The sequence below is a fragment of the Leisingera sp. XS_AS12 genome, assembly GCF_041224635.1.
GTDB lineage: Bacteria > Pseudomonadota > Alphaproteobacteria > Rhodobacterales > Rhodobacteraceae > Leisingera.
This window is the reverse complement of sequence record NZ_JBGFGM010000107.1, coordinates 103,203-128,415: the sequence shown is the minus strand read 5'-3', so window position 1 is coordinate 128,415 and position 25,213 is coordinate 103,203. Positions and strand designations below refer to the sequence as shown.

Genomic DNA, 25,213 nt, shown 5'->3' with positions numbered 1-25,213 from the left:
TAGACTGCACCGAGGCTCAACGGGCCGTTGGCCCGCTCACCCCGATCCAGACATCATCAAGTTTGTTTGGTCCGCCCAACATCCCTGACCGTGGCGGTCAACCTTAGTCCATCCCCAAAATCAGCCACCAATTTCCCCTGTCTCGCGGGCGAGCCATTCCTCGCGGGGAAAATTGGCGTCTGATTTTGGCGCAGACATTTTCTTCGCAAATGTGGCCGATTGACAGCCCCGTTCAGGGCCGTGGGTCGGGCTTTGCCCTCTCCCACTCTGTTCCGCCGAATACATGCGTATTCGGTCAGATCAGGTGGCCGAGGCGCAGCCCATCGGCGGAAGGGGGCGCGAAGCCTCACCCGCGTCACTTTGATCGAGGAGGCCACAAATGGCACCGAAGTTTGATGTTTATGCCCATGTCACCGACACCATTATTGCCGAGATCGAGGCAGGCACGCCGCCGTGGCGCAAGCCGTGGACCGGAAGCGCGTCCGGTATTGCCTTGCCAACACGGCACAACGGCGAGGAGTATCGCGGGATCAACATCCTGATGCTCTGGGTCATGGCGGCCAAGCACGGGTATGTTTCCAGCCGCTGGATGACCTACAAACAGGCGCAGGAACTGGGCGGACAGGTCCGCAAAGGTGAAACGTCGTCGACCGTGGTCAAATACGGGACGTTCACCCGAGAGAACGAATTGGGCATTGAGGAAGAACTGCCCTATGCGCGCGCTTACCGCGTCTTCAACGCGGATCAGATCGAAGGTTTGCCGGAGGATTACTACATCCGGCCCGAGGCCCCGCGCGATCTTGGCACTGAGGCCGATCCCGAGCTTGAGTCGTTTTTTGCTCGCACGGGTGCGGAGATCGTGACCACCGATGAGCCGCGAGCCTATTACAGCCCGGCCAAGGATCACATCCATATGCCGCCCGTAGCGACCTTTCATAGTGCGAAAGGGTATTTTGCGACCCTTGCCCATGAATCAATCCATTGGACCGGTAGCGAAAAGCGGCTGGAGCGGATCAAGAAATTTGCGAACCGCGAAGCCTATGCCTTTGAGGAGTTGGTGGCGGAAATCGGCGCTTGTTTCCTTGGTGCCCAGATTGGCGTCGCGCCGGAATTCGACCAAAGCGCCGCCTATGTCGAAGGTTGGTTGAAAGCGCTCAAAGAGGACAAACGGGCGATTTTTCGTGCGGCGTCCGAGGCGCAGAAAGCCGCCGATTTTGTCCTAGCAGCCGCAGGTCAATCGAAAGCGGCCGCAGCATGAGCGGCCCCGCAATCTTACCCCCGATGACGTGCCGCAAATGCGGCGCGTCAAATCCGGTGATCTTTCTTGCGCCGGTCATCGTGAAAGGCAGTTGCTCCTGTATTTGCTTGGATTGCGCCGAGGCCCGTTCGTGGCTCGATCCGGACGGCAACTTGAAGTCTGGTGTTGAGCTTTGAGCACCTGCGCCCCGCCTCATGTGGCGGGGCGCAGGCACTTTCAACGAGATGCAAAATTGTGGCCCGTGCTGCTGCGCACGGGCCGCTCTGAGAAACGGACTGTGCGGAGGATCGACCGGCTTTCAGCCCGCTCACCTCCTTCAGGCTTCTTTCAATTTGATTAGTCCGCCCAACATCCCCGTCGCGTCCCGTCAATGGGCAAGCGCCGCGTGGCCGCGTCGTCAAAGCCTGCAACCCGTGTCCTCGCGCAGGGCGCGCTGCGGGCCGCACCAGTTGCTGGCTTTGACCCATTGACTGGCCTCTCCAGGGCCGTGGGTCGGGCTGTGCCCCCACCCACTCTGTTCCGCCGAATACATGCGTATTCGGTCAGATCAGATTGGCCGGTGTGCAGCCCATCGGCGGAAGGGGAGCCAAGCCCCAACCGCAGCACCCAAGAGGAGGCCACAAATGGCTCATAAATATCAGCCCCCGAAATTCTGGACCTGCGACTGTGATCGCACGACCGGCGGTCACATCATCGACGGGCTCTATAGCACCTGCGTCTATTGCGGGAAGCATCGGCACGAACTGAAGGAGATCGTTGTTCCGTCAGGTTTGGGCGGCGTGTTTTGTGTCGAGATCCTCAGCGTCGAGGATGATTGCGCCAAGGTGAAGGTGGTCAAAAGCTCGAACGGCTTTGACGCGCTGCCGCCCTTCACGGTGCCGTTCAAAGACATTGCCCCGCGCTGGAAACACAAGGCGGGAGAAATCCGATGATCCCTGACTTTCACAGCGATGATTTTGCGACCGCACGTCTGGAAGACACCGTCAGCTTGCGAAGCGCCGCCCGTGAGGCGCGCGCCACGCTTTACGCGGTGTTGAACCGGCTGGAGCTGAACGATCTGGACGGTGAAGAGCAGCCCTATATCGACGATTGCCTTGGGGCTCTCGCAATCCTTGAGGAGGCGTTGCGATGACCTTGGAGGAGATCAAAGCAACAGTGGACGCGGGCAACCGCGTTCACTGGATCAACAGCGGATATTTGGTGACGCGAGATGACCTCGGGCAATACCTCATCACCTTCACACAGAATGGGTCAGCTATCGGCTTGACCAGTCGGGATGGCACCCGCCTGAATGGCGAGCCTGACGAATTTTCCATCGGGGAAAGTGCAGAGGTTCGCCATGAAGTATTCTGACATCAGGCAAGCGGCCCGAGAGGGCCGCGCCAGCGTGCATCTTCATGGGTTCTGCAATCTGCCCGATGGCGGGCTGGAGTATTGTGATGATCCAGCACTGATTGATGGCTGGGCCATCTATGTCCGAGTTGAGACCCCGGACGACCCGCAACAGCCCTTTGATCTGCACGAGCTGCCCGACCATCAAACCTATGCCAGCGCCGAAGGCGCGGCCCGCACAATAGCGCTGCAACTCCTTGGCGATGCTGAGGCGTGGAACCACGACTAGTGGTGCCATGCCTTGCGCATGTGGCCGGGCTTTGCCCGGCGGTCGCAGACTGTGGCTGCTCCAAACGGAATACAGGCAGTTGATACAATATTATAATATTGAATCAATTATGGCGAAATGCCATAACAGGGCTGCCTGTATGATGCTGGCAAGAAATAGGGGTGATTACTTCACATGGGCCGACCGCGCGCACCACGGCACAAGCGACTGACGCAAAACCAGCGTTTTGCCATCGTGCGCAAGCGTGCCGAAGGGGCGCCGATCGAGGATCTGGCCCGCGAATTCGGCGTCACGACCCGCAGCATCTTTTACACCTTGAAGGCTGATCAAAGTCGCAAGCTTGATGCGCGCGTGCGCTCTGAACTGGTGAATGTCCGGCTGACGCCAAAGGAGCTGGCGAGCTTCGATGCGGTGCTGACACGGCACGATATCGCCAGCCGGGCGGAGGGCTTGCGGCGGTTGATCCACGCGTCAAACGATCTCTTTGTTCCTGACGATGAACTGGCCAATCAGATGCAGGGTCTGTCGGCCTCGCTCAACCGCACTGGCAACAACATCAACCAGATTGCGCAGCGCCTGAACGAGGCAAAGCGCCTGGGCAAGACGCCGCCTTATGGCAATTCTGCCCATGCGCAAGTTCGCGCATTGGCCGGGCTGATCTTCGACATCGCAGACCAGGTTCAAGACATGGCACAGCGCCGCCGCAGCGCGCTGTCCGGCGAGGTTGCCCGCGTTCTGGGAGGCTTTGCCGATGGCCCGGAATAGCGCCGTCGCCGCCGCCCAGGAGGCCTTCTTTGACCGCGACTGGAGCCGCATTCGTGGCAGCGTTCCACGCGCCCGTGCCAAGCAGATGGCGCGCGCCGCCATGGGGCATTCCCCCGCGATCTTTAAAGCCATTCGCGACGGCGGCACACACAACAAAACGCAGCTGCGCAACCAGCTGGAATACCTGACCACCAAGTCGAGCTTTATCATCGACAGCCGTGGCACCTATGACGGTCAGAGCATTCTGTCAGTCAAAGAGGTAGAGCAGGTCACGCGCCGGTTTTCCGCACAATGGAATGAGGGGTTCCATCCCAAGCTGGGGCACACTTCTCATCTGTTGATGGCCTTCCCGATCGGCACGCGTGGCGAAGATGTTGCCGAGATCACGCGCGAGATTTGCGAGCGGTTCTTTCAGGGCAGGGGCAGCCACTTTGACTACATCGCCGCCGTGCACGAGGATAGGGACCACCCGCATGCCCACATCGTTCTGAACCGGCGCAGCAAGGACGGTGAGTTCTTCTTTCTGAAGGAAGGGCACCACTTCAACTACGACAGTTTTCGCGAGGCGATGGTCGAGGTGTCGGACCGCTATGGGCTGAGGCTTGAGGCGACGCGAAAGCTAGAGCGCGGGATCACGACGCAGAGGCCGAGCGATGTAGAGCAGCGTCGCGCAGAAGCCGCCGGTGAGAAGCCCACCGAGCGTGAGCGCGTCGGGCCAGAGCTTGAACGTGCCTTGGCTGAGGTGGCGCACAATGCGCGGCTCTATCGGGGTCTGGCGGCCGAGGCCTCGCGCGAGAACCAGCATGACATTGCAGCGGCCTTGGATAGGGCCGCGACGCTCTTGGCTGAGGGCAATCCAATTGAAGCAGATGGAAAGGTATATGGCATGGCCGAAGAACAGCAATCGTTTGATGAGGTCGTGGACGCCTTTCACGACAAGATCAACCAAGCCGAACGCATTGTCGCTGAAGCTCCGATCGATCGGCGCGCCGCGCTGGAGCATGAGCTGAACGACATCTATCGTTCACTGTCGCATCTCAGCCCAATGGGAACGCAGTCCCACACCTTGCTCGAAGACGCGTCCAAAAGTGGGGTTTATTCGGCTACGAACATTCAGGCAGAGGCCCAAGGTACGTTGCAGGATTCAGCGCTCGTCGAACGCCTTCAAGAGGCTTTGAGAGGCACCGGCATTGACGCGCAGGATATTACGCGTCGCGTCGAAATAGGCGCGGGCAATGCCGCACTGGAGCGGCAATGGCTTGGCCAGGATTTGAAGGCGATTGCCGAGAAGGAAGGCTTTGACCTGTCACGCGCCGATGACCTCGAGAAAGCGATTGACCGCCTCGACCAGGTGCACAGTGGTCTGGGCCGTTTGTTGGCCGATGCTGAGGTTCTCAAGGACAGTGGGGCGGTGGAGACCGAACGGCAGGAAGCCATAGTCGACAGGTTGCCGCCGACCACTTCTGACATCCTGAGCCGTATGAGGGACGACCCAACAGCTGATCCTTTCCACAGCGATCTAGAACGCGAGACCTTGCGTGCCGAGCTGGAGGAACTGGTCGGTGAAGAGGGTACCCCGGACTTGGCGATTGGCGATGAGACCACGCTGGAGGAAAATATCGAAGACCGCCTGGACCGGCTCTATGCGACCAAGGCATATCTCCAGAGCGATGCCGCTCTGGCGAACAGCATGGCGATGGAACACGTCCTAGATGAAATCGCCAATGAAGAAATTGATGTTCAACGCGAGCGGCATGTTGATGCCGACGGCGAAAAGGGTGTGACGCATGGGTAAGACGCGGATCGCACTTGGCGTCATGAGCTTTGCTCTTCTCGGCGCGGTGCTGGGGTATGTTCTGGCGTCGGCCTTTCTGACGTTCCGCTGGTTCGGGGTCGGGGTGGATATCGATTTCCTGATGTTGGCGCGCAGTTATGGAGTTCTTCGATCTACCCATCCGGGCGAGATGCAGATCGTTCACTTGATCGTCGGGATTAGTACCGGTGCCGGTGTCTTGCTCAGCGCTGTGCTGATGAACGACGCACTGACCAAGTTCGGTGAAACCCACTGGCAGCACATGTCCGAGATGAGGCGCAACGGCTTCTTCGGCAAGCCTGGCCACGGCTTTGTCCTCGGCAAAATGGGCAAGCCTAAGAGTCGGAAGCCGTTTGTCATGTCCAAGGTTTTTCCCCATGCCCTGATCGTGGCCCCAACCGGACGCGGCAAAACGACGGGGTTCGTCATCCCGAACCTTCTTACCTATCAGGGCAGTGCGGTGGTGCTCGACGTCAAGGGCGAAAATTTCGAGGCGACGGCGCGCCACAGGGCCGCGCAGGGCGACAAGGTGTTCCGGTTCGCGCCAACAGATTGGAAAGATGGCCGCTCGCACCGGTACAATCCCTTGCTACGCATATCGGCGCTGGAAAACGTCGACCGCCAGCAGATGGAGCTGCAACTTCTGGCTTCGCTGTTCCTGCAGGCTGACAACGACCGCGTCCAAGGCCTTCTCGATGGCGGTATCGATCTGTTCGTGGCGGCAGGGCTTTTGGCGTTCGAGCGAAAGCAGCCGACTCTGGGCGAAATCTATCGCATCACTGCATCGGGCGGGGACAAGCAGAAGGAGTATCGCCGCCGCGCCGACGAAGTGGTCAATCCCGCTGCCAAGCTAATCTTCATGCGCATGGCCTCGACCAACAACGACACGCTCACCTCTTATCTGTCGCTCTTGATGACGTCCGGCCTGAAGCAGTGGTCAAACCCCGCCGTCGACCGTGCGACCGCAACGTCAGACTTCGATTTCCGCGACATCCGAAAGACACCGTTCACGGTCTATCTTGTGGTCGAACCGCTTATGGTGAAACCCCTCGCTCCGCTGATCCGATTGTTCTTCTCGGACTTGCTGGCATCACTGCAGGACCATGAACCTGGAAAGGACGAGCCTTGGCCGGTGATGATTATGCTCGATGAGTTCAACCGCTTGGGCAAAATGCCGATCGTGCTCGACAGCATCGAAACCCTGCGATCCTACCGCGCCAACCTCGCAATCGTCACACAGACGATCCCGGCTTTGGACGAAATCTACGGAGAAAATGCCCGCCGTGCCCTGCAGGGCAACGCGGGTATCAAGCTCTATCTGACCCCTTCAGATGAAAAGACCATCGAAGAGCTCAGCAAAGCCGTCGGCAAAACAACCAAGCGCGTTGTGACCCGTTCGCGATCAGTCGGCCGTAACCCCTTCGCCGGGCGCAGCATGTCTGAACGGACCGAAGAAACCGCGTTGCTGCCAGAGGACGAGGCTCGGCGCATGGATCTTGACGACATCGTTTTGGTCGTCGACGCGCAAATGCCTGTCCGCGCCAAGCGGATCAAATACTATGACGACCGGTTCTTTAAGCAGATATTCGACAAGCAGACAGGCGATCTGCCATCTCCCTCGGCAGGAGACCAGATGCGCGGGCTGCAAGGGCAGATCAAGGCACTGGAAGCTAAGATTGGAGCGCTTGAGATGCCGAAAGCGGTTTCAGATGACGGATTTAAAGGCGGAGGAAAGCGCCGAGAAGAGATCGATGATTTGGCTAACGCAGAGCGGGGGGTGACGCCCGGCGATCAGCCCGGTTTGGGAGAGTATCGGGAAGGTACTGAACGTGTGGAAAGATTTATGGAAGAGGCGGCTGAAAGATGAATGACGCATTGCGGGGCACCATCGTGCTGCCGTGCTAAACGGCAACTGAAAACCGTGCTAGCAAGTTCAAACCACGAAAGTGGGCATAGCGGTTAACGGAGTCGGTCAACAATTTGGCTACGTTCCGGCCGCTTACAGCAGTACGACAGGGAGAGTCTGGAACTTGCTCTGGGCAAGCTACCACCTTCATAAAGCAAAAAGCTTGCTCTATTTTGGGTTGTTTTATCGATGTGAATTCATGACGCTGAGGCGGACCAAGAGATTTAGAGAAAGAATCAATAAATTTGACAGTACCTGATCATATCGCATGGCTACATAATACCGGCGAAACTGTTGTGACGGTAGACGGCCGCGAAGTTGAAATCTGGGTTTTACAGCACGCCGATAACCCATCGATCCTATCGAATTGGGCCACCCACTACCGAAACCACTACTGCCGCGATGAAGATCTGCCTGATCTGGTCGCGGATACGGGACTATCGAACGCCGACTTTCTGACCTGCATCAAGTTTCCAGACACGGCAGCGGCCCCTGGACCCAGTACGCGCGCGGGTGACTTCGGTGAAATCCTGGTGGCGGATTTTGTCGAATACGTCCTGGGGTACTGGTGCCCTCGGCAAGGTCGATTTGAGGATCGTGAAAACCGTAATGTGCCTTCCAACGGCACAGATGTGATCGGGTTCCGCTTTATTGAAGACGAGCCAAGTCCCGACGACGAATTGCTGGTTATCGAGTCGAAAGCCGGATTTCGGCCAACGGTTATCAATCGCCTACAACAGGCGATCAATGATTCCAGCAAGGACCTTGTCCGTGAAGCGATGTCATTGAGCGCCATCAAACAGAGACTACTCAAGATTAACCGCGATGATGCCTTGAAGGTTGGGCGTTTTCAGAACCAGGCTGACAAGCCGTTCAAGCGAACCAATGCCGCAGTTGCTGTGCTGGACAATGAGATATTCAACGATATGGCGCTTGACGAGTCAGACGCATCGGAACACCCGAACGGGGACAATCTCCGGCTAATTGTCATTCGAGGAACATCGATGATGGACCTCGTACACGCACTTTATGCGAGGGCTGCAAATGAGGCCTGAGCGGGAATCGCGACTAATCCTTTCCGCCGTTCAAGCGCGCGCGAAAATGTATGAGTTTCGTGCAGCCGAAGAGGATCATGTCCCGTTCAGGCGAGCGCCAGAGACGCTCTTCCCATTGGCTGTTGGTATTCTGCATGACGCAGCAGGCGCTATCGCCGACCTTTTTGTAGATCGGTCAGAAGGTCCTGTCATCCCCTCCGCTTGGGAAGAGGATGATGGTTCGATTGCGCAGATGATCCGGTTCTCGGCGTCGTTCTTTGACGCGTATTTAGAGTCGCAGCTGAATGCCGAACTCACAACCGAGTTCTCGACGCTCTGTGGGGCATCCTATTACCTAGCAGACAGTGTTGGAAGTGCCGTGGTTGTCGCCCAAAGGTCCGAAGCACCCTCTTTAGAACTAGGGCATGGCCTTTCACGGGTGGCTTGGCATATCCTTCGGGGCGACGTCAGTCCCGTCGAGGGGGAAGCTAAACATGCCGAATTCGGCAATCGTCTGCTTACCGCTATGACTCGGCACTTCAGCCTTGAAATAGACGCCCAAGAGGAAATCCGCTCTTTGTGTGCTGAATTGCGGGTAAGTGTTTATGATAACGGATCGGCCCGTGAAGTCGTTTACGCGGATATCGTAACGGCACTCTGCGCGCGCAAGCTGGAGAACGCAGCTCGCACAATTCTGCCACCATCATCGGGCTTGCCGCATGATTTGTGGGCCCAAGCTTTACGTAAGCCGCGCTTTCCCAAAGAGCTATGGCCAGCTCAGAGAAGGATTGCAGAGGCTGGCCTACTAAAAGGAAACTCTGGCGTCGTGCAGATGCCCACAAGTGCGGGCAAAACGCGCGCGACCGAGTTGATCATCAGGTCAGTTTTTTTATCGGGGCGCTCGAACTTGGCTGTGATTGTCGCCCCGTTTCGTTCGCTATGTAACGATATTCGTTCCGATATGGTGGGGGCGTTTGTGGGAGAGGACGTCGCTATCGACGAAGTCTCAGACTCATTTTTGCTCGATGTCGATCTCGCAGGAGTTCTTGCGAAGCGATCGGTTATGATCGTGACACCAGAAAAGATGCTCTACATGCTAAGGCGAGCGCCCGAACTTGCGGAGAGAATCGGCCTCGTTATCTATGATGAGGGCCACCAGTTCGAAGGCTTCGCACGCGGTCCGACCTACGAGTTGCTGCTTTCATCGTTGCGGATGACTTTGCAACAGGAAGCGCAGGTGGTCCTGATTTCTGCCGTCATTGGCAATGCGCCGGTTATAGCAGAATGGCTTGTCGACGACGCCAATGCGGTGATCAGCGGTGAGGGTTTGCTACCGACCACCAAGAGCATCGCCTTTGCAAGTTGGCAATTCGAACGCGGGCTTTTGCGATATGTGAGTCCAGACGATCCTGAACAGCAAGAGTTTTTTGTCCCTCGCGTCGTGACACAAACCAATCTTGCCCTAAAGCCTCGTGAGCGCGTAGCACGCGTTTTCCCGAAACGGGGCGGTACTGGCGAGAGTGCGGAGGTCGGATTGTATTTGGGACTGCACTTGGTCGAGCGCGGCAGTGTGGCACTGTTTTGCGGAACCAAGGAATCCGTCATTTCACTATGTGGACGGGCAGCGGATATATTTGATCGGGGAGTCGCACTATCGCGCCCACTTGATGTTTCCGACGCGGCCGAGATCGCGCGTCTCTCGCACCTCGCAAAACTAAACCTCGGCGAGGACCAAGATGTGACCCAAGCGTCAGAGTTGGGGATTCTTGCTCATCACGGCAACACTCCGCAGGGACTGCGTCTCTCAGTCGAACATGCCATGAAGGAAGGGCACGCAAAATTTGTTATTTGCACCTCGACGCTGGCGCAAGGCGTCAATTTTCCAATTCGGTACCTTATCGTCTCGGCAACCCAGCAGGGCAAAGAGAAGATAAAGGTGCGCGACTTCCACAACCTTATGGGCAGAGCCGGACGGGCCGGAATGCACACAGAGGGTAGTGTAATTTTTTCGGCACCATCTATTTACGATCAGCGGGGCAATATCGATGGGCGCTGGCGTTGGAATTCCACCAAGAATCTCCTGGATCCCACACGCGCCGAGCCATCGCGCAGCAGCATCCTGAACTTGTTCGATGATTACGAACAGACCGCCAGGCTCCGGCTCACTTTTCAAGTGGGTTGGCTGGACCTTGCCTTTGCAACGCATTCCGACATCGACGCTGCAGTAACCTCGATCAAACGGAGATTTGATTGGGTCGACATTGATAGATTCAAAACTTTCGTCGCCGATCGCGCACGCGCCATTCAGCGCATTGCCACCTATCTAGCGGCTTACGTGGATTTTTCGAGCGACCAAGCAGGCGAACGGATCGACGAACTTACCCGCAACACGTTGGCATGGCACTTGGCTGACGAAGCCACGCGCGAAAACCTTCTCGAAGTTTTCCACATGACTGGGAGAGCTATCAAGGAAGCTGGTGACGATGCTCTACGCGCTTTGATCAGAAAATCTCCACTTCCACCTGCAGACGTTTTTGCTCTACGTGATTGGACAAACGCTAACATTCAAGCGCTTGTGGATGCGGCAGAACGTGGTGAACTTGTCGATGCAGTCTTTGTGGAGGTCCGTCAATACGTCACCTCCAAAGCCCTGACCAAGCTCACTGACCAAAACCAAATCCTGCCCACATTGAAGGCATGGATGGCTGGTGAGTCATTTGACACTATTGGGCAGGCGCTGCGTGCTGCCAATGTTCGGACTAGCAATCGGCATATTACAGCAAACCATGTAGTGGCCATCTGCGAAGGCGGTTTTGGGTTCGATCTCGCAATGGTCGTGGCATCGATTGCCGACCTCGTTGAACCTCGAGATCCAACCCTCCACGAACAGCTGCTGTTGCTTCAGCGGCAGATAAAGAATGGACTGAGCAACACAACAGCGCTCGCCTTTTATGAAGCTGGTTTCAAGGATCGCGTGGTTGCTCAGGCACTGGCAACCTCATTTGGTGATATAAACGATCGCCATGGTGTCCGTCGTGTTTGCCGCGATCAGCAAGACGAGTTGAATACGGTTCTCGATGCGTTCCCAGCATATTTCCAAAGTGTTGTGGAAGAACTGCGGCGTTGAGTTGAGCACGTCAAGCAGAACCGCTGGTTTCGTACTTGCGGCAGTTGAAATACTGCTCCCCCCCACGAATGACGCGGGAGGGCTTCGTGCGGGCTTTCGCGCTTGAAAATGGAGGTCGTTAAGTGGCGAAAGCACTTGAAACCCATCTTGTGAAAACGTATTTCTGGTTTGAGTTGCCGCCCCAGCCTCCCCCCTCCGACGGGAAAGTATTCAACATGCAGGGTTTGAAATAGAGCTTTTTCTGTTCGAGCGCACACATAAGGAGGGATTGTGTATTTTTGCTCGCAATAGGAGAAACTCAAATGAACCTATCTGCACCGATCAATGAACTTAGACGCAAGGCAAGGCTGTTGCGCCGCTCTGAGGATATCCCGCTCAATCAAGCGTATGCGCGTATCGCCAACGAAGAAGGCTATGCGAGCTGGGGGCTCTTAATCCGCGACTATGAAGCGCAGAAGCCAAAGCCGAATGCGCGACCTCGGACAGGCTATCAGATCACTTCGCTGCCAGTCGATGACGGCTACCGTAGAGAAGCGATAGAGCTGGCCAACAGCACATTTGAAATGGTGATAAGTCGGATTGAGCCCGATAACCCAGTGGAAACGCGGCGGCTCTGGGATGCGGCAGAGTACGTCGATCATCACCATTTAAGCTCTGATATGCTTCCAATTGATAGCGAATACGCCCTTTCTTTGATCGAAGCGTTTCTGGTCCATTACGTAATCGATCTCGCTGTTCAAGCAGATCGTAAGGCGGAAGCTTAACTTAGACCAACCTTTGGTTGGGGGGGGTATGTTCCCCCAGCCTGCTATGAATGGCGGGTACGGGCCGATTTCACTCCAACCGCTTCGCCCGTTCAGCAACCCTCTGAACCATCGAAACAGTCGCACCACCAGCCTGCCGCATCCCAGCCCCAGCGATCTCAGCATTCGACCTCGTCCCAAACCGCGCCCGTGCCCGTGAGCCCTTGGTTCCGATCAAGCCCTTTGCGAACCCACCAGGGCCGGGAATGCTTGGCGGTCCGGCCATCATGAAATTGCCTGAGATTGAGCGGACGATCAGCGGGGTGGCGATGATCATGCCGCCTGCGAGGAACATCATCATGAAAAAGGGTACCAGCGCGCCGATGTTGCTCGCGCCGGAAGGATCTCCGAGTTCGGTCATCAGCGAGCGCGACATTCCGATGACCGTCGAAAACACGCCCGCGATCACGAGGGGGTAGAGCGCGTAGGACACCGTGCTGGACAGCCAGCGATGGAAATAGTCCTTGCTGACATCAAAAAGCGAAAGCGCGATCATGATCGGGGCGATGCCGATCATGAAGGTCAGCATGATCTTCGCGAAAATCAGAACAAGCCCGCAGAGCGCGCCGATGACGCCTAGGAGGAATGCGCCGATCGCGCCGATGAGGGCTCCGGCCATCCAATGCATGTTGTCACCGGCCGCGTTCAGGTAGTCGCCAAACTCCTCGATGAGGTCGTCAAAGGCCCCGGCAAAGTAGGATGCACCTGCGCCGCCGCCGCCGAGCCCTGCCACCATGCCGCCTGCGAGCTGGTCGATCCCGTTGATGAGGGCGCTGGCCACCGCGTTGAATTGGACCCAATTCATCGCAAAGAGGGTGATGAGCATAAGCTTGAGGGCGAACCAGAAGGCAGTCCGCCCATCCATGGATTTGTACTGAAACACCATGTTGAGGAAGACGCCGATCACGGCGAGCGTCGAAGCCACGGCAATGACGCCGCCCAGCTGTCCGGCGACGTTGCCAAAGGTGGTTTGGGCCGCGTCTTCCAGAAAGCTGTCGGTTGTCTCAACCATCCAGGTGACGACGCCCATGGGATCCCCCTCGGTTAGGTTTAGGCGCTCGCGCCGGTGCGACGTTTCAGGAAGCTCTTCAGGATGTGCTCGCCGTCAAAATCCGGCACGACGGAGACTAACTCCCAACCATCCTGACCAAGGGCCGTCAGCTGCGCTTCGATCTTCGGTGGCTTTGTCTTGGCGGTGTTGATCTGTTCAATCTTGTATTCAAACATGGGCTGTTTCCTTTGAATGGGCCGGATCAACCGGCAGGTAGAATTCGGTGATGCCGCGCGCGCCTTCATGGCGTCCGGCCTGGATAATCACATCTATTGAGCGGGTGATGTAGCCGTTCATGTCCTGATAGGTCATGGGCAAGTCGGTTTTCAGGGCGGCGATGGCGAGGCGCTGCACGGCCAGCTGAGGGGTTTCCGCATGCAGGGTGGTGAGTGAGCCACCATGGCCGGTGTTGATCGCCTCGAGGAAGGTCATGGCCTCTTTGCCGCGTACTTCGCCCAAGACGATACGGTCCGGCCGCATGCGCAGGGTGGAGGTCAGCAGGACATCAGCGCTGCGCGTGGCTTCATCGCGGTCACACATCAGGGTGACGACATTGGGCTGCGTTGGGCGTAGCTCGGCGGCTTCTTCGATGGTGATGATACGCTCGTCGGTGGGCACGAAAGAGAGGATCTTGCGTGCTGTGACGGTCTTGCCGGTGGAGGTTCCGCCGGACACAATCATATTGAGCTTGTGGGTGACGCAGAACTTGATCGCGGCGTCGATGTCGCCGGTGGCCACGACATCGCGCAGCTCGGCATTGCGCTTGCGTCGTGCTCCTTCGTTGCTGCGCTCTTTTCCGAAGAGATAGGACAGCTTGATCTGCTCCAATGGCAGGTCGGCGAAGAACCGTAGGGAAATCGCGTAACCGCCATCAACGGCGGGGGGCTGGGTGACTTGCGCGCGGATTGGGCGGTCACGGTAGGTGATGCTGACCGAGACGATAGGCTTGGTCCGGCTGAGCGTGGTGTTCGCGGCAGAAGCAATCTGATTGCCCAAGTCTTTGATCTCGTTCGGTGAGAGCCGTCGATTGATGGACCGCATGAAGTGATCGCCCTGAAACTCGGCCCACAGCGAGCCGTCAGGGTTGATGCAAAGTTCGATCAACTTGGGATCACGCGCCTCGGGGATCTTGTCCATCGAGCTTTGCAGATAGCTGGCCGCCATAATTAAAAAATCTCCAGATCACGATCGACCATCACGGTGACACGGGCACCTTGATCGACATAGATCACGGGCGAGACGGAGAGATATTCGCCAATCACGCTTTGCGCGCTGTCTTGCAGGTCTTCGCCAATGCCTTCCAAGACATCAGAGGCGATCTCATCTTCGGTATTCTGGGCTGCCACGGCGGGCAAGGCTCCGATCAGCGAAATCAGGGCGGCTGACCCGAACCGAGTGCCAAAGCGGCTGTCGACAAAGCCGGTTGTGCCGGACCGCCCGAGTTCATCACCACCAAAAGCACTGATTTCAACGGTCTGGTTGCTGGGGAGAATGATCCGGTCCCAGGCGATCGTCACGCGTTGCTGTGCGATGTCGAGGCCGGATTGATACCGCCCGATCAGACGCGCACCGCGCGGAATCAGGATCTGCGTGCCGTCATAGGCATGGACATCTTCCGATACCATCGCGCGGACCTGACCGGCGAGCGAGCTGTCGATCGCCGTCTCCAACACGGCCTGGATCATCGTGCCTTGAACGATCGTGTTTGACGGGTTCACGATCAACTGGGCCTGTGTAACCTCGGCTGGTTCAGCGCCATTGCGGACAAAGTCTGTGTCGCCATCAAGTCGCCGTTGCTGTGCAGCGGTTTCATTGTTGCCGCTGCCCGAGCCGCCGAAAGCAATGATTGGGCTGGCGATACGGGCTTGCAGCTCTTCAAGCTCGGCTTGCCGCCGCCGTTCTAGCTCCTGAATGCGCAGCTCCTCGGCCGTGGGGCCGGTTGGTGCTAGCGTGCGCGGGGTTTCCAGGCGCGCGAGCTCAAGATCATTCTGCAGTCGCTGGATTTGTCGGGCACGTTCTTCCAACTCTTCGCGCAAAGCGGCTTGCGTTGCTGCTGCCTCGCTGCGCAGGGCATCGATCTCTGCTCCCAAGGTATCCAATGCTTGTGTGTCGACGGTAGGGGCTTCAGGTGCTGGCGCATTGCGCAGGGCTTCAAGTTCGGTGCGCATGGCGTCCATTTGCGCGCGCAGTTCGTCTGTTGCGTTGTCTGGTTCCGGTTCCGGCGGCGGGGTTGTGTCAATCGGTGCGGGCGTGGGCTCGAGCGTACCAAAACCCGGTCCGGCTGCTTGGAACTCATCAGGAGACGCAGTTTCCATGCTTTCGGGTTCAGAGCTGCCAGAAAGCAATAGTAAGAGCCCGCCAAGAGTCGCGATTGCCCCAATGCCTAAGGTGAGGGCGAAAAAAGATGGTCGCGTTTTTGGGTTTTGTGTTTTTCCTTCAAGCGCTTCAAGGCGTTTCTTAAGCTCAGCTGTTTCACTCATTGTGGTTTGCCTCGCTCATCTCTTGGACGCAGATTTCATCCTCGCCGAGCCTGAGAACCCATCGATCGCTGACACCTGACACACGGATCACACCATCAGGTCGGGCCAGAGCATTCACACTGCGCTCATTGCCAGCAGACCAGCGAAAGATTGCGGGCAACGGCGCGTTTGCGGCAAAGCGGAAATAGGTGAAAGTGCCGTCGTCCCAGATTTCGCGTGGGGTGATCTCGGATTGCGCGCTGACGCCATAGGCGTGGTTTGCTGGCGCGGTTGAAGCAACACCGGATTGCCGTGGTGAGGCCTCGGGATAGGTGAAGCGAATGACGTAAAAAGTCGGCGAACTCGCTTCGGTCACATTGAAATAGTAACTGCGCCGGTTGGTATAGACGGTGATGTTGGTATGTGCGCCGCGCGTGACGGGCTTGATCGCAAAAGCCTGACCGCCTGGCACGCCGTCCAAAAGGAAGCCTTCAGTGTCGCCCGCAATGATCGAGCGGATGGTCTCGCCTTGGCCGAATTCAATGCTGGTCACATGGGTCAGGCTGGTGCGGATGCGATAGACCTGCCCATCCTGATAGGTGGCGAGCCGGACGCGGGCATCATAGGGGCCTTGGCGCGGCTGGGTTTCTGCATAGGCAGTGCTAGCGAGTGAAATTAGGACGGCGAGGGTCAGGAACAGGCGGCGCATTGGTTACTCCAAACGATCCGAGCGGATCGCATATTCGGTGACAGTGAAGCCGAAGGGGTTCTGCCAGACATCATCGATCGACCGGCTATTCTCGGGCCGAAACTCAAACATCAGGGTTGCGGTGAAGAGCCCGTTTTGACTGCCACGCGGTGAATTTAGCCGCTTACGCAGACGCACCTGGGCACGGTTAGCGCTGATATGAGTGATCGACAGAACCTCAACATCAAGCCGCGCATCTGTGCCGTAGCTGTCCGGTGGATAGGCCTCATGGCCGCTGGTCCAAAGCGCGCGCAGCCCTGCAGCGGCCGCACCGTCCGACTGGTCCAGGACCCGCCGCACCCGCACGTCATTGTCGAGCTGATTGTATGTCTCTCGATCAATGACATAGCGGTAGACCTGTGCCTCGATGATAGCGGGGCGTTCCGTGAGTGAGACCGCTTCAACCATGGCATTGGGGAGGGCCATGCCGGTTTCGCTATCAAAGGGCACGATCATGGGCGGCGGGTCCGCGTCGAGCAGGGCCACGAGGGCGGCGGCGAGGCAACCTGCCATGCCAAACGCCATGCCTGTCAGCCCCAATTTCTGCCACATGAGCTCGCGTCGTCGTGCGCCGTAGACGAGCTCTTCTTCTATGATTTCTACCTCGCCGTTCATGCGATCAGTCCGCGCGCAGGTCTGGCAGGGTGAAGTCCATGTAGCGGCGCTCTTCGGCCAGCGTGGCGGCATCCACCACGCCGGATTGGCCCGCACCAACGGTCTGGATGGCTTCAAGCTCCCACATGCGCGTCATGGCAATGGCCAACTCTGCCGTGACGCGCGTGTTGTGATCGACGGCTTCCTTGAGCGTTTCCATGTCTGGGATCAGTGAGACCAGCTGCTCGACCCGTTCAAGAGATTGCGCGGCCTCGTCATAGCTGTTCTCGGCCGCCGCTGACATAACGGCCCCAGTGCCCGCCTGGCTGGCAATGCGTTCCGCCCCCGGATTGCCGCTGCTAGCCATGTCAGAGAGGGTGTCTTGGTCAAAACCTGCTTCCTCCAATGCTTGCGTCATGCGCCCTTCCATCTGAGGGGCCGCATTGCCGATAAGGCCGCTGAAGTCGCCGCTTTGGATTTGCCGTATGGTGCCAAGGAGATCGCCGAATTCTTGGTCTAGGAGGCCGTCGAGATCACCACCCATGGCCATCTCGATAATATCCGTCGCGCCGGTCAGGGCCGCATAGGTCTCATTGAGCGTGTCGAGTTGCTGCTGCACCAGATCGAGCTGCTCGAGAAGCGTGTCGAGCTGGTCGGTCTGGATCCCGAAATCCTCCAGCATCTGCTGCAGTTGGCGAATTTCCTGCGCGATGTTGCGCGTGTCGACCGTGGGGACACCTTGGGCAAATAGGGGTGAGGCAACCAACAGCGCGCAAGTGGCAACGGTAGTAAGAAAGCGGATCATCGGAATGCCTCCAGATCGAATTGCATGAAGTCTTGTTCGCGGGCCTGCGCGGCCGCCATGGCCAGCTCAGTCGCGCTAAGCGGGCGGGTATGGGCGGCTTTGAGGCGCGTGCGGATCGCGATCAGGCGAGCGAGCTCGGCCCGCGCATAGGTGTTGAGCGACATGGCCGCGTGAATGTCATCTGTCTCACCAATGCGGGTGATGATGTTCTGCACGCGCAGCGCGGCTGCTTGCACTGAGACCAAGGAGTAGTCGCCATAGATCCCTGCGCCGAACGAGGTCAGGCTCATGGTGGAATCGGCGAGCAGAACTGAGTCGATGGTGCCAAGCGCATCAACGCCGCCGACGCGGGCAAGGTAGAGATTGTAGCGCTCGGGGATCACCTGAACGTAGTGCTGGGTTTCGGCAAACGGCGGCACGCCGCCGTAGCGCTGCACATTGCCGGGACCGGCATTGTAGGCCGCGAGCCCGTGAATGATGTTGCCGTCAAACATGGCAAGCATCTGCGCCAGATAACGCGCGCCACCGATGACCTGGATGTAGGGGTTTTCATAGTAGGCCGGGTAAATCCCGAGATCCTGCGCTGTGCCGGGCATGATCTGGGTCAGGCCGAATGCGCCGACCGGGGACCGTGCGCCGATTGTGAAGCGGCTTTCTTGCCAGATCAGCGCCTGCAACAGGCAACGCCATTGCTTGGGCGAGAGACCCGCCGCGCGCACGCCAGACATGTGGTGCGTTTCCTGAGCCGCGCGAATGATCAGCTCTTCAATCGATCCCGAGGCATCGCCGAACATCTGGGCTGCGCCTGGGTTTGGGTCGACCGAACCATAGAGCGTGTCTGCAGCGCTCTCAGGCGATGAACCAGCTTCCAGGCTTGCGACCAGTGCGCCTGAGTTCCCGCTGGCAAGCGTCGAGGCATCGAGAATGTCTTCTAGCGCTTGAAGTTGTTCATGTTCGAGCTCTTCGAGCTCTTCTTCTTTGGTCAGCCGATCTCGCTGCAGAGCCAGATCTTGTTCGCCCTGCTGCAGCACGCGCTCGCGCTGCAAGAACATGCCCGCATCAAAGGTCGGCACGCCTTGGGCATAGGCAAATGGCGCGGCGAGCGACACCAAGCCTGCAAAGATATGCAGGCAATGCTTACTCACCGAGACCACCAATCGGTCCGAGCAGCTCGAAATTGCAGTTACTGCGGCTGACTTCGGCAAACGAATTGAAGCATTTTGCTTCCGACGGCCGGTATTCCGCGCAGGCTGTCAGAGTCAAAAGGGTGAGGGTAAGCACGCAAAGTCTACGCATCAATCGTTCTCCAAAAATCGAGGTTCTGGCGGTAATCCGCGCCGACCAGCGCTTCGCCTTTTTCCATGCCGCCAAGGATCGTGAGGTAAGGGCCAAGGGCGCTGAGATCAGCGTCAATCACCACCGAGCCTTGATCATCGCGCACCAGCGCCAGACGGGAGTTGCTGCCGGTGCCGAGCAATACGCTGAGCTCTTTTTCAGCGAGGCCCAACATGGTGTAATCACCGGCCGAGGCGCGGATGTTGGGCAGTAGGAGCTGCGTCGGCACGGCCTCGACAATCGTCTTGCCGGTGCGGGTTTTTTCAAGCTGGCTTGCGTATTGGGTCATCATCACGACAACCGCGTTCTGTTTGCGCGCCGTGACCAGCCAGTTGCTCAGCCGGTCCGCAAAATACGGGTTGTCGAGTGCTTTCCAGGCCTCATCGATGATGATCAACGTCGGCTTGCGGTCCTCGATTACACGCTCCACCCGCCGAAACAGATAGGACAGGACCGCCATGCGTTCTTTCTCGCTTTCACTGTCGAGAATGCCGGTAAGGTCGAACCCGACGACATCACCATCGAGCGAAAAAGTATCCTCAGAGCTTTGCCCGAAAATCCAACCGTAGCGGCCGTCTGCGGTCCATTCCTGGATCCGCTCGAACAGATCCCCTTCATCCGCCCCGGCCACAAAGAGGGAGGCCAAATCCTGCCAGTTGCGCAGCGTGGCATCGCTGGCTCCGGCGTTCTGGCGCACCACTTCTTGGATGCGATTAATTTGAACTGGGCTCAGGGGCTTGTCGGAGCGATGCAAAAGGGTGGCCAACCAATCGGAGAGCCAGGCTTGCCCGCGCCCGTCGATTTCTGTGCGCAGTGGGTTGAGGCCAGTGGCTTCACCTGCCTTGATGGCGCTGTAGCGCCCGCCATTGGCGCGTACGGCCATTTCCATGCCAGCGCGATAGTCGAAGACAAACACGCGTGCGTCGCAGCGCCGGGCTTGGGTCATGAGGAAGGCTGACAACACCGACTTGCCGGAGCCAGGACGACCGAGGATCAAGGTGTGCCCACCGGTCGGCTCTTTGTCCGGCTGACCTGTCTCATGGTAGTTGAACAGGAAGCCCGAACGCTCCGGCGTCGGGAAGAGAGTGATCGGCTTGCCCCAAGGCACTTTGTGTCCGGGTTTGCCCAGTTGACCGCGATGCAGCGCTGCGAGATCAGCAAAATTCGTGTTGGTGATGGCGGCCTTGCGGCTGCGCATCTGCCCATTGCCCGGATGCTGCGCGAAATAATGCGTCCGAGTTGCAAAGCTCTCATTGACAAGATTGACGCCTTCACTGGCCGCGATGTTGCGTACCTCGGAAGCGATGGCTTCCAGCTTTTCCTCGGTCTCGGCGAAAACCGTCACCGTCATGTGATGGTCGCCAAAACTGAGGCGCTTGGATTCCAGATCGTCCAGCGCGTCTACCAGTTCTTCGGCGAGTGAAATCGCGCCGTCATCGCTGGCCTTCATTAGGCGCTGTTGGCGCTTGATCCGGCTGGCCATGATGTTGCTGTTGATCGGCGTGAAGGAGTGTGTGACCACCATGTCGACGGGCAGGTTCAGCTCATCGAACATGGTGCAGTTGGTTTTGGCCGGATAGGTCTTGATCGCAAAGCTGGTGCCAAACCGCTTTCCCGCTGTCCCGTCGTCGAGCGCAAAGCCGCGCCCCTGAAACGTGACACGCGTATTGGCCACATCATCGGCAATGACGCCAAAGCGGGAATTCGCGAAGAGCGGTCGCTCTTGGCCAATATTGAGTGCCCCGAGGAACCCGAGTAATTCGCCGCTTTCAGCGCCGAGCAGGCGCGGGTTCATCTCTGAAAATGACGATAGTAGGAACCCGACGACCTCGCTGAGCTTGCGCAATTGCTTGGCGGTCTGGTCTTTGAGCTGGGCGATCGAGTCTGAGCGTTTCAGGCGCAGCCGCGCGCCCATGGGAGGGCGTTTCAGCACCGTGAGCGTGAGTGTCTTGTCCCGCAGACCCGCCTGCGCCATGGCCACCTGCCAGCGGGTGTCCAGCGCTTGCGCAAACCCTTCCTCGCGAACCGGTGGCAAAGCAGTCTCGATCGCTTTTGAAACCTTGTGCACGTAGAAACTGTACTCCGGCCCGATCTGCGCAATGATCGCTGCAAAAAGCGCGCGGATCTTCTCCAAGTGCGCGTCATCGCTGGTCATGCTGTTGACGCCATCAAGGCGGATGCACTGGAACAGGGCATTGCCGCGCGTGCGGATCGTCACGTCATTCACGAGGCTGACATAGGGCAGCATGCTGGCCATAGGGCGCTCTTTGCGCGCCCAGTCCGGTAGCGTCGCAAGATCATCCGAGGGGTTATGGAGCATAGCTGTCCCCCGAATGGATCTTGCGGTTCGGGGTGGGCGGCGTTTCCTGCAGGGTGGTGACCATCACCTCAAGAAAGGCAGGATCCCAATCGGCCGCTTTCCAAAGTGCGGGATAGGCCAGAGCGGCGATGATGATCACCGGCCAGCTTTGGACCCAAAGAAACAGCAACACAAACCCGAAGAGCCAAACCATTGCATACATGATTGGTAAGCCGATGAGCTTTGGCGGCCGGATCAGGCCCAGGAAGAGGCGGGTTTGCGTTGCCATGCCGGATTTATGCGCCCCAGATGGCGGTCACGATGGTCGGCGCAGCTGCGATGCCTGCGATAGCGACCAGCACCCAAAGAGCCTGGCGGAAATCCAGAATGCCAAAGAGCCAGGAGAGGAACACGCCAATCAGGGCCAGGGTGCCGATCACAATGCCCAAGGGGCCGGTGATCGTGTCGACAATGCCTTGAAGAAGGTTCTGCACCGGGGAGAGATCGATGCTCTGTGCAAGGGCCGGGTTGGCAATCATCAAACTGGCCAGAGCCAGCGACAGGATCGTGCGGAGTTGTGTGTGCATCAGGAGGCTCCAGTCAGTCGGTCACGCACGGCCATGACCCGGCGCACGTGATTTTGGGTTTCTCGGTAGGGAGGGATGCCGCCATAGCGCGTGACCGCGTCTGGTCCCGCGTTATAGGCAGCGAGCGCGAGTTCGGGCGTGCCGAACTGCGCCAGCATCATCAGAAGGTAGCGGGCTGAGCCGTCGAGGTTGGCCTGCCAGTCATGCGGATCCACGCCGAGCTGCGCGGCCGTCGCGTGCATCAGCTGTCCAAGGCCAATCGCGCCTGCGGAACTGCGCGCATTTGGGCGATAGGCGCTTTCGATCTCGATATTGGCTTGGAACAGCGCCTGCCATTCGGAAACGGAGAGGCCAGCACGGCGCAGCGCGGGGTGCCCGCCATAACGATGCGCCGTGCTTTCAATGGCTGACAGGACTTCGGGGCGGGGAACGGCGCGGGCGGGTGCAGGAGGCGGAGCTTCAGGCTCAGGCACTGCAAAAACGATCAGCTCTGGCGGGTTTTCACCAATCCCGTCGACATAGCTTTGCGCAAAACCTGATTGGGGGGATTTGGTCTCCAGCTGGCCATCGGCTCGCATGGAAAGCACGAAGCCTTCGGAATAGGCCGGGGCAGCTAGGAATGCTGCGAAGACGGCAAGTGGCTTAGCCCGCGTCGTCCAACTTGTGAGAGGCGATCTTGCCTTCGAACATGGGGATCGAGACGATCGAAACACCAAGCCCGGCGAGGAAGCTGGATAAGCCGTTGATTGTCTTAAACTCTCGGGCCGCCATGTTGTTACGCGCGGTGACGAGCAGGCGACGCGTCTCGCCATCTGGCGAGACGCAATGCACGGTCCAAACTCCGGACCACTGAGCACCTGTACGTTTGGGCGTAACCCGGCACACAACATCCGCCGAATGACCCTCGGCAAGTAGTGTGCGCAGCCCGTCTTCACTGACAACATTAGGGGCGTCTTGCATCAAATTCATAGGATCGAGCCTTGCAGAATTGTGCATTGGCCCGGCAGTCCCTCATGGACTACCGAACCGATACAATATTATAATCTTGCAATCAATAGGTGCAATTTGAGTTGTTGCGCCCTTCATGCGTTGAAACAAATTTACTGCAACGGAGTGGCTGAGCCAAGATAATATGGGGCTTTTGAAACAAACATGCGTGGCTATGGTCGTTCTGAGCTGGGGATCTGCCGCGATCGCGGGCAGTTGTTTGCCGCCTGCGCCGCCGTGGATGCCGACCGATGCCGATGACGTGCAGGCCTATGCGGATCTGTTGAAGCGCGATGCGGAGGCTTATTTTGCGGATGTCGAGAATTATTTCCGTTGCCTAGATCAGCAGAGGCGAGAGGTCTTCGAGCAAGCGCGCGTGGTCAGTGGAGACTATGCGCGCGTTCTGGAATTCCTGAACGACATGAGGAAATGATACCCGTCCTCAAGTAGAGAAAACTGCCGTTCAACAAAGCTGCCGCGAAGGTCGCCAACGCGGACAAAGCCGACCTTGGATTTTAGGCCTTCGCTGACGCAGTATCCCTTCGCGCGTGCGGCGTACTTGTTGCTGCGGTGCAGTGCATTTCACTCGAACGGTCGTTCACAGATATCAGATTTTCCCGTTCCGATATCGTGCTTTCGCGGCTGCTCATTCCGATCATCCAGATGCGGACTATGCGACTCAGTTCTGCCGCGGAGATATACCCTAACCGATCGTATGATGCAGCTCAGATCGGTCGAAACGATTTTGATCTCGCGCAACGGGTCATCTCGACCTCCAAGTCGAGAGGCACCTTTGAAAGTTTGCGAGCAGAGCTATCAAGGTCGTAGCCGGTCAAGGTCAGTCGGGCTTGTCATTGGTCACAGCCAGTTCGCCAAGCGATATTTCTGGCTTCATGATGTGCAGTTTTTCCATTTCGGCAGCAGAGTGTTCCAAAGTCTCAAGGATCGTCCGAGCGGCTTGCTCGCCAATCTGTTTGCGCGCTGTCCGCGAAGTTGCGATCTTGCCGGGAAACCCTTCGATGAGACCCAAACCGTTGAAACCCGCTAGCGCGACGTCACCTGGAACGTCGATGCCTTCGGCAATGCAGTGACAGAGGCCGCCAAACGCAAGATCATCGTTTGAAAAGTAGATGCAATCAAGATCGGGCTGTCGTTTCAGAAGGTCGGCAGTCAAACGGCGACCGCAATCGACAGCTGAAAGCGCAGTCACATCGACCGGCAAATCCGATCCATCAATAATGCCGGCGAAGGCGAGTCCATGTTCGCGCAGTGCGCTTTGGAAACCTTGTTTCCGTTTCGCGGCCCTAAGGTCCTTGTCGAGGTTGCGCCCCACGTAGCCAAAGCGCCGTAAGCCTGTCTCAAACAGGGCGACAGCAATGTCATGGCCGGCCTCGCTATGCGAAAATCCGACACAGGCGTCGACAGGATGGCCGTCGATATCCATGATTTGTACGATCGGAACGCCTGCGTCTTTCAGCAGCTGGCGGGTTTCGGGTGGTTGGTCAATCCCGGTCACGATCAACCCGGCAGGGCGCCAAGACAGCATGTTTCGCAAGGTTTCGTATTCCGTTTCGGGGTCATAGTCGGTGACCCCGAAAACCGGCTGTAGCAAGGTGCCCTTCAACGCATTGGTTACCCCGGACATGACTTGGGGAAACACGATGTTTGACAGGCTGGGCACCACGACGCCGATCAGGTCGGTGTGTTTGCTCGAGAGGGAGGAGGCAAACTGATTCCCATAATAGCCTATCTCGCGCGCAGCCTGTTTTACCCTTTCAATGTTTGCCTGCGAGACGTCCTTGTCGCCACGAAGCGCGCGTGACGCTGTCATTTTACTGACACCGGCAGCGGCGGCGACGTCGGCTAAAGTTTTTCTGCTTTTCATAGGCTTGCCTTCCTTCTGTCTGCCGGCAGGTGGCCCATCGCCAGCAAAATCCGAACCTCTATTCACGCGTCTGTATCGCAAAGTCGACGTCGAAGCATTGACAGAATAGGTCGAATCGGACACTGGTATCAATACC

Annotated in this window: 26 protein-coding genes; 12 read left to right on the top strand and 14 right to left on the bottom strand. The window is 57.9% G+C overall.

What is annotated here, in order from left to right; genetic code table 11:
* Positions 1 to 379 precede the first annotated feature (379 nt).
* The 11 genes from AB9K35_RS14685 (at position 380) to AB9K35_RS14635 (ending at position 12,288) form a co-directional block, all read left to right on the top strand.
* The gene (locus tag AB9K35_RS14685; RefSeq protein ID WP_369927163.1) at positions 380 to 1,258 is read left to right on the top strand and encodes an ArdC family protein; all 879 of its coding nucleotides are present in this window, start codon (positions 380 to 382) and stop codon (positions 1,256 to 1,258) included.
* A gap of 623 nt (positions 1,259 to 1,881) precedes the next feature.
* Complete coding sequence (locus AB9K35_RS14680; RefSeq protein WP_170349233.1) at positions 1,882 to 2,190, top strand: hypothetical protein; 309 nt, start codon at positions 1,882 to 1,884, stop codon at positions 2,188 to 2,190.
* Complete coding sequence (locus AB9K35_RS14675; protein ID WP_282094172.1) at positions 2,187 to 2,390, top strand: hypothetical protein; 204 nt, start codon at positions 2,187 to 2,189, stop codon at positions 2,388 to 2,390. Before AB9K35_RS14680 ends, AB9K35_RS14675 begins: the two co-directional genes overlap by 4 nt.
* Positions 2,387 to 2,611 carry a hypothetical protein gene (locus tag AB9K35_RS14670; RefSeq protein ID WP_369927160.1) on the top strand — a complete coding sequence of 75 codons (225 nt, stop codon included), beginning with the start codon at positions 2,387 to 2,389 and terminating at the stop codon, positions 2,609 to 2,611. The genes AB9K35_RS14675 and AB9K35_RS14670 overlap by 4 nt, the downstream gene beginning before the upstream one ends.
* Positions 2,598 to 2,879, top strand: coding sequence for a hypothetical protein (locus tag AB9K35_RS14665; RefSeq protein WP_369927158.1), 282 nt, complete (start codon positions 2,598 to 2,600; stop codon positions 2,877 to 2,879). Before AB9K35_RS14670 ends, AB9K35_RS14665 begins: the two co-directional genes overlap by 14 nt.
* Positions 2,880 to 3,053: 174 nt before the next feature.
* On the top strand, positions 3,054 to 3,644 hold the full coding sequence (locus AB9K35_RS14660; protein ID WP_369927156.1) for a hypothetical protein: 591 nt from the start codon (positions 3,054 to 3,056) through the stop codon (positions 3,642 to 3,644).
* The gene (locus AB9K35_RS14655) at positions 3,631 to 5,439 is read left to right on the top strand and encodes a relaxase/mobilization nuclease domain-containing protein (RefSeq protein ID WP_369927154.1); all 1,809 of its coding nucleotides are present in this window, start codon (positions 3,631 to 3,633) and stop codon (positions 5,437 to 5,439) included. Before AB9K35_RS14660 ends, AB9K35_RS14655 begins: the two co-directional genes overlap by 14 nt.
* Positions 5,432 to 7,324: a type IV secretory system conjugative DNA transfer family protein gene (locus AB9K35_RS14650; RefSeq protein WP_369927153.1), complete on the top strand. Its 1,893-nt coding sequence runs from the start codon at positions 5,432 to 5,434 to the stop codon at positions 7,322 to 7,324. The genes AB9K35_RS14655 and AB9K35_RS14650 overlap by 8 nt, the downstream gene beginning before the upstream one ends.
* A gap of 284 nt (positions 7,325 to 7,608) precedes the next feature.
* Complete coding sequence (locus AB9K35_RS14645; RefSeq protein WP_369927151.1) at positions 7,609 to 8,418, top strand: Hachiman antiphage defense system protein HamA; 810 nt, start codon at positions 7,609 to 7,611, stop codon at positions 8,416 to 8,418.
* 46 nt (positions 8,419 to 8,464) lie between these two features.
* Positions 8,465 to 11,524 (top strand): DEAD/DEAH box helicase, encoded by a 3,060-nt coding sequence (locus tag AB9K35_RS14640; RefSeq protein ID WP_369927149.1) that lies wholly within the window; start codon positions 8,465 to 8,467, stop codon positions 11,522 to 11,524.
* A 302-nt stretch (positions 11,525 to 11,826) separates the two neighbouring features.
* Entirely contained in the window at positions 11,827 to 12,288 is a 462-nt protein-coding gene (locus tag AB9K35_RS14635) for a hypothetical protein (protein WP_369927148.1), read from the top strand.
* Positions 12,289 to 12,358: 70 nt separating this feature from the next.
* On the opposite strand, the gene AB9K35_RS14630 is transcribed toward AB9K35_RS14635, so the two are convergent.
* From AB9K35_RS14630 to AB9K35_RS14570, 13 genes are all read right to left on the bottom strand, one after another.
* Complete coding sequence (locus AB9K35_RS14630) at positions 12,359 to 13,357, bottom strand: type IV secretion system protein (protein ID WP_369927146.1); 999 nt, start codon at positions 13,355 to 13,357, stop codon at positions 12,359 to 12,361.
* Positions 13,358 to 13,377: 20 nt separating this feature from the next.
* A complete protein-coding gene (locus tag AB9K35_RS14625) occupies positions 13,378 to 13,554 on the bottom strand; it encodes a DUF4177 domain-containing protein (protein ID WP_369927144.1) in 177 nt (58 codons plus the stop codon).
* A complete protein-coding gene (locus AB9K35_RS14620; RefSeq protein WP_369927142.1) occupies positions 13,547 to 14,542 on the bottom strand; it encodes an ATPase, T2SS/T4P/T4SS family in 996 nt (331 codons plus the stop codon). Before AB9K35_RS14620 ends, AB9K35_RS14625 begins: the two co-directional genes overlap by 8 nt.
* A gap of 2 nt (positions 14,543 to 14,544) precedes the next feature.
* The gene (locus AB9K35_RS14615; RefSeq protein ID WP_369927140.1) at positions 14,545 to 15,858 is read right to left on the bottom strand and encodes a TrbI/VirB10 family protein; all 1,314 of its coding nucleotides are present in this window, start codon (positions 15,856 to 15,858) and stop codon (positions 14,545 to 14,547) included.
* Entirely contained in the window at positions 15,851 to 16,546 is a 696-nt protein-coding gene (locus AB9K35_RS14610; RefSeq protein WP_369927138.1) for a TrbG/VirB9 family P-type conjugative transfer protein, read from the bottom strand. The genes AB9K35_RS14615 and AB9K35_RS14610 overlap by 8 nt, the downstream gene beginning before the upstream one ends.
* 3 nt (positions 16,547 to 16,549) lie before the next feature.
* On the bottom strand, positions 16,550 to 17,200 hold the full coding sequence (locus AB9K35_RS14605) for a virB8 family protein (RefSeq protein WP_369927136.1): 651 nt from the start codon (positions 17,198 to 17,200) through the stop codon (positions 16,550 to 16,552).
* A gap of 4 nt (positions 17,201 to 17,204) precedes the next feature.
* Positions 17,205 to 17,984, bottom strand: a complete 780-nt coding sequence (locus AB9K35_RS14600; protein WP_369927134.1) for a type IV secretion system protein — start codon at positions 17,982 to 17,984, stop codon at positions 17,205 to 17,207.
* Entirely contained in the window at positions 17,981 to 19,036 is a 1,056-nt protein-coding gene (locus AB9K35_RS14595; protein WP_369411441.1) for a lytic transglycosylase domain-containing protein, read from the bottom strand. Before AB9K35_RS14595 ends, AB9K35_RS14600 begins: the two co-directional genes overlap by 4 nt.
* 236 nt (positions 19,037 to 19,272) lie before the next feature.
* Positions 19,273 to 21,639 carry a type IV secretion system protein B4 gene (locus AB9K35_RS14590; protein WP_369927132.1) on the bottom strand — a complete coding sequence of 789 codons (2,367 nt, stop codon included), beginning with the start codon at positions 21,637 to 21,639 and terminating at the stop codon, positions 19,273 to 19,275.
* Positions 21,629 to 21,907: a type IV secretion system protein VirB3 gene (locus AB9K35_RS14585; protein WP_058260733.1), complete on the bottom strand. Its 279-nt coding sequence runs from the start codon at positions 21,905 to 21,907 to the stop codon at positions 21,629 to 21,631. The genes AB9K35_RS14590 and AB9K35_RS14585 overlap by 11 nt, the downstream gene beginning before the upstream one ends.
* Before the next feature lie 7 nt (positions 21,908 to 21,914).
* Positions 21,915 to 22,205, bottom strand: a complete 291-nt coding sequence (locus AB9K35_RS14580) for a TrbC/VirB2 family protein (protein WP_058260734.1) — start codon at positions 22,203 to 22,205, stop codon at positions 21,915 to 21,917.
* A complete protein-coding gene (locus AB9K35_RS14575; RefSeq protein WP_192966082.1) occupies positions 22,205 to 22,783 on the bottom strand; it encodes a lytic transglycosylase domain-containing protein in 579 nt (192 codons plus the stop codon). The genes AB9K35_RS14580 and AB9K35_RS14575 overlap by 1 nt, the downstream gene beginning before the upstream one ends.
* Before the next feature lie 64 nt (positions 22,784 to 22,847).
* Positions 22,848 to 23,174, bottom strand: coding sequence for a hypothetical protein (locus AB9K35_RS14570; RefSeq protein ID WP_058243064.1), 327 nt, complete (start codon positions 23,172 to 23,174; stop codon positions 22,848 to 22,850).
* Positions 23,175 to 23,337: 163 nt separating this feature from the next.
* Between AB9K35_RS14570 and AB9K35_RS14565 the strand changes: the two genes are divergently transcribed.
* A complete protein-coding gene (locus AB9K35_RS14565) occupies positions 23,338 to 23,625 on the top strand; it encodes a hypothetical protein (protein WP_058260736.1) in 288 nt (95 codons plus the stop codon).
* A 405-nt stretch (positions 23,626 to 24,030) separates the two neighbouring features.
* On the opposite strand, the gene AB9K35_RS14560 is transcribed toward AB9K35_RS14565, so the two are convergent.
* Positions 24,031 to 25,077 carry a LacI family DNA-binding transcriptional regulator gene (locus AB9K35_RS14560; RefSeq protein WP_369927129.1) on the bottom strand — a complete coding sequence of 349 codons (1,047 nt, stop codon included), beginning with the start codon at positions 25,075 to 25,077 and terminating at the stop codon, positions 24,031 to 24,033.
* Between the last annotated feature and the right edge of the window lie 136 nt (positions 25,078 to 25,213).